Annotated in this window: 4 protein-coding genes; 1 reads left to right on the top strand and 3 read right to left on the bottom strand. The window is 70.1% G+C overall.

What is annotated here, in order from left to right; genetic code table 11:
* Positions 1 to 177 precede the first annotated feature (177 nt).
* From G6026_RS15955 to G6026_RS15945, 3 genes are all read right to left on the bottom strand, one after another.
* Complete coding sequence (locus tag G6026_RS15955) at positions 178 to 867, bottom strand: response regulator transcription factor (RefSeq protein ID WP_107757343.1); 690 nt, start codon at positions 865 to 867, stop codon at positions 178 to 180.
* Positions 864 to 2,060: an ATP-binding protein gene (locus G6026_RS15950; protein WP_107758216.1), complete on the bottom strand. Its 1,197-nt coding sequence runs from the start codon at positions 2,058 to 2,060 to the stop codon at positions 864 to 866. The genes G6026_RS15955 and G6026_RS15950 overlap by 4 nt, the downstream gene beginning before the upstream one ends.
* Positions 2,061 to 2,171: 111 nt before the next feature.
* A complete protein-coding gene (locus G6026_RS15945) occupies positions 2,172 to 2,921 on the bottom strand; it encodes a phosphoglyceromutase (RefSeq protein WP_107757344.1) in 750 nt (249 codons plus the stop codon).
* 41 nt (positions 2,922 to 2,962) lie between these two features.
* Between G6026_RS15945 and G6026_RS15940 the strand changes: the two genes are divergently transcribed.
* The coding region (locus tag G6026_RS15940; RefSeq protein WP_182613747.1) for an AMP-binding protein at positions 2,963 to 4,494 on the top strand (1,532 nt) is incomplete at its 3' end.

The following is a 4,494-nucleotide window of genomic DNA, read 5'->3' as shown; positions in this document are numbered from 1 at the left end:
GGAGCCGGTGTTCGTCTCGCTGCGCGACGAGCTGGTGGAACTGCTGGGGGCCGACTGCTACGAGGTGCTGGCCGCGGCGTGCCGGCGCCGCCGCCAGTTGGGGATCGTCGCGGTGCACCCCGCGACCGAGCGGGCGGCCTCCGGGTCCTGATCCGTCGCGGGGGCCGGGCGCGGCGGTCAGCCCTCGAACTTGTAGCCCAGCCCGCGGACCGTCACCAGGTGGACCGGCTTGCCCGGATCCTGTTCGATCTTGGACCGCAGCCGCTTGACGTGGACGTCCAGCGTCTTGGTGTCGCCCACATAGTCCGACCCCCAGACGCGGTCGATGAGCTGGCCGCGGGTGAGCACTCGCCCCGAGTTGCGCAGCAGGTACTCGAGCAGGTCGAACTCCTTGAGCGGGAGGGTCACCACACTTCCGCGGACGGTCACCGTGTGTCGCTCGATGTCCAGGCGCACCGGCCCGGACTCCAGTACACCGATGTCGTCCGCCTGGTCGCCCTCCGAGTCCGCCCCACGCCTCAGGACGGCGCGGATGCGGGCGATGAGCTCGCGGGCGGAGTAGGGCTTGGTCACGTAGTCGTCGGCCCCCAACTCCAGCCCGACCACCTTGTCGATCTCGCTGTCGCGCGCGGTCACCATGATGACCGGGACGCTCGAGGTCACGCGCAACCGCTTGCACACGTCGGTTCCGGACATGCCCGGGAGCATGAGATCCAGTAATACGATGTCGGCGCCCTCCGCGTCGAAGCTCTCCAGCGCTGTCGGGCCGTCGCCGGCGATGGTGACCTCGAAGCCCTCCTTGCGCAGGAGGAACGCCAGCGGATCCGCCAGCGAGGCCTCGTCCTCTACGATCAGCACCCTGGTCACGGCACCTGGTCCTCTCCTTGTCGGTCGTGCTCGGCGGGGGCCGGGGGCCCCTCGCCACCCGGCTCCACATGGGCCGGAAGTTCGAGTGTGAACGTCGACCCGGTCCCGGGTCGGCTCCAGATGCTGACGGCGCCGTTGTGGTTCTGTGCCACGTGCTTGACGATCGCCAGTCCCAGTCCGGTCCCGCCGGTGGCCCGGGACCGGGCCTTGTCCACGCGGAAGAACCGTTCGAAGACGCGGGTCTGGTGCTCGGGCGCGATGCCGATCCCCCGGTCGGTGACCCGAAGCATGACGGTGTCGCCGTCGAGTGACCGGGTGATCGAGACCGGGGTGCGTTCGGGCGAGTAGTTGACGGCGTTCGAGATGAGGTTGGTCAACGCGGTGACCAACAGGGTCCAGTCGCCCGACACCTCGAGCCCGGACGGGGCGTCGGTGATCAACTCGATCCCCGCCGCCTCCGCCGCGGCAGCCGACCGGCGCATCGCCTCGTCCACCACGGCGTCCACGTCCACCGGCTCGGGATCGCGGATCCGCTCCGCGCCCTGCAGCCGGGACAGCTCGATGAGCTCGGAGACCATCTTGCCCAGTCTGTGGGCCTCGTTCACCACGCGTCCGCCGAAGTACTCGACCGACTCCGGGTCGTCCTTGGACTCGAGCAACGCCTCGGCCAGCACCGCCATCGCCCCCACCGGGGTCTTGAGTTCATGGGACACGTTGGCCACGAAGTCGCGTCGGGCGGCCTCCATGCGGCGCTGTTCGGAGTCGTCGTCGGCGAACACCACCGCGAACTGCCCGAGGTGACCGCCGAGGATCTCGCTCCGACCGCTCACCGACGGGATTCGACGGCGCCCCGCGGTGACCTTGGCGGGCAGGTCGAACGCCGACGGCTGGCCGGAGGCGAACGTGGCCTCGGCGGCGCTCCACACCGGGTCCACCAGGAGCCGGTCGTCCACGATCCCCAGTTCCGCGGCGCGACGGTTGTAGAGCACTACGTCCTGATGGCGGTCCACCACGGCCAGCGCGTAGGGAGCCTGGTGGTACACCGCCCGCAGGACCTCCAGCCGGCTCGGCCCCTGCTGCTCGGCCAGCCGGAGCTCACGGCGTGCGTGCAACCGGGGGACGACGAAGCCGCCGACGATGAAGCCGACCACCGCGGCGACGATCGCGAGGGCGATCCCGAAACTGACCTGCACGTGCCAGATACTACGGTGCGGCGAACCGACGACCACAACAGAGAACCCCCGTCCATCCGCGGGAAGTCCGCAGGTGGACGGGGGTTCTCCGTGTGTTCACCGGAGTGTCACCTACTTCTGGGCGCCCTGGCTGGCGACTGCGGCGGCCCCCGCGGCCGCGGCCTCCGGGTCGAGATAGGTGCCACCCGGGTTGGCGACCAGACCGGAGTCGTCGAAGCGGTAGACGAGCGGGATGCCGGTGGGGATGTTCAGGCCCGCGATGTCCTCGTCGGAGATGCCGTCGAGGTGCTTGACCAGCGCACGGAGCGAGTTGCCGTGCGCGGCGACCATCACGGTCTTGCCCTCCGCCAGCTGTGGGGCGATCTCGGCGGCGTAATACGGGATGAACCGGTCCACGACGTCCTTGAGGCACTCGGTCAGCGGCACCTCCGGCAGGTCGGCGTAGCGGGCGTCCGCCGACTGCGAGTACTCGTTGTCCGGGTCGATCGCCGGCGGCGGCGTGTCGTAGCTGCGGCGCCACAGCATGAACTGCTCGTCGCCGTACTCGTCCTTGATCTCCGCCTTGTTGAGGCCCTGGAGCCTGCCGTAGTGACGCTCGTTGAGCTTCCAGTGCCGCACTACCGGGATCCAGTGCCGGTCACAGGCGTCGAGCGCGATGTTGGCCGTCGTGATGGCCCGGCGCAGCAGGGACGTGAACAGGACGTCCGGCAGGATGCCCTCCTCGGCGAGGAGCCTGCCTCCGCGGACCGCCTCCTCGCGTCCGAGGTCGGTGAGGTCCACATCGACCCATCCGGTGAACTGGTTGGAGGCGTTCCACGTGGACTGACCGTGACGCAGCAGGACGAGGGTTCCGTAAGCCATGCGGCCATTATGACCCGACGCACGAGGACTACGGTGCAGACATGACCACAGACGCCGGCAACACCCCCGATCGACCCGACCGGCCGTGGACCGACCACTACACCCCGGGCACCGCGCACGACCTCGCGTACGGCACCACCACGCTGATCGATCAGTTCGACGACGCCGTGCGGGCCTACTCCGACCGGCCCGCGACCGAGTTCTTCGGCCGCCTGACCTCCTACTCCGAGATCGGCAGCCGGGTCCGCCGCGCCGCCGAGGGGCTGCGGCGCCTCGGGGTGGGTCGCGGGGACCGGGTCGCGGTGCTGTTGCCGAACTGTCCGCAGGGGATCGTCGTGTTCTACGCCGCGCTGCGGATCGGCGCGATCGTCGTCGAGCACAATCCGCTCTACACCGCCGACGAGCTCGCGGGCCCGTTCGCCGACCACAGCGCGCGGGTGGTGGTGACCTGGAACGTCGTCGCCGGCACGGTGCGCGAGCTGGCCGACCGCCCGGAAACGGCCATCGAGCACATCATCGCCGTCGACCTGCTCGACGAACTCCCCGCGGCCAAGCGCCTGGCGCTGAAGCTCCTGCCCGTCCCGTCGCTGCGCGCCTCGCGAGCGAAGCTGTCGGTCCCCGCCCCCGGGACCCTGGATTGGCGAGATCTGGAGACCGGGCCGGAGCTGGACTTCTCCCATCCGCGGCCGCGCGCCGAGGATCCGGCGCTGATCCTCTACACCTCCGGCACCACCGGCACGCCCAAGGGGGCCACCCTCTCGCACGCCAACCTGGTGGCCAACGCCACGATGGGCGAGGCCTGGGTGCCCGGGCTCGAGCCGGGTAGGGAGCGGTTCCTGGCCTCGCTTCCGATGTTCCACGCGTACGGGGTGACGATGTGCGTGGTGTTCGGCATCGCCCAGGGCGCGCGGCTGCAACTCGTGCCGACACCCGACATGGACCTCATCATGCCCATCCTGGCCAAGGACCTGCCGACCTTCATCCCGGCAGTCCCACCGATCTACTCGAAGATCCTCGAGGAGGCCGACCGGCGGGGGATCTCGCTGCGGGGCGTGCGGCACTCGTTCTCTGGCGCGATGAGCCTGCCCGCCGACCTCATCGGCAGGTGGGAGGCCGCGACCGGGGGCCTGCTGGTGGAGGGATACGGGATGACCGAGACCTCCCCCATCACCGTCGGCAATCCCATGTCGACGGCGAGGCGGGCCGGCAGCATCGGCATCCCCTTCCCCGACACCGATATCCGCGTCTCCCACAAGGACGATCCCTCCGTCGACGCCTCCCCGGGCGAGCCCGGCGAGCTGCTGGTCAGGGGCCCGCAGGTCTTCCCGGGGTACTGGGGAAACCCCGAGGCCACGGCCGAGACCTTCCACGACGGATGGCTGCGCACCGGCGACGTCGTGACCCAGGATCCCGACGGTTTCCTCCACGTGGTGGACCGCATCAAGGAGATGATCGTCACCGGCGGGTTCAACGTGTACCCCTCCGAGGTCGAGGCGGTCCTGCGCAGGGCCCCGGGCGTGGCCGACTGCGCGGTGGTGGGCCGGCGCGGCCCGGACGGCGGCGAGCAGGTGGT

Source organism: Dietzia sp. DQ11-38-2, assembly GCF_014145055.1.
GTDB lineage: Bacteria > Actinomycetota > Actinomycetes > Mycobacteriales > Mycobacteriaceae > Dietzia.
This window is presented reverse-complemented; position numbering and strand designations above follow the sequence as displayed.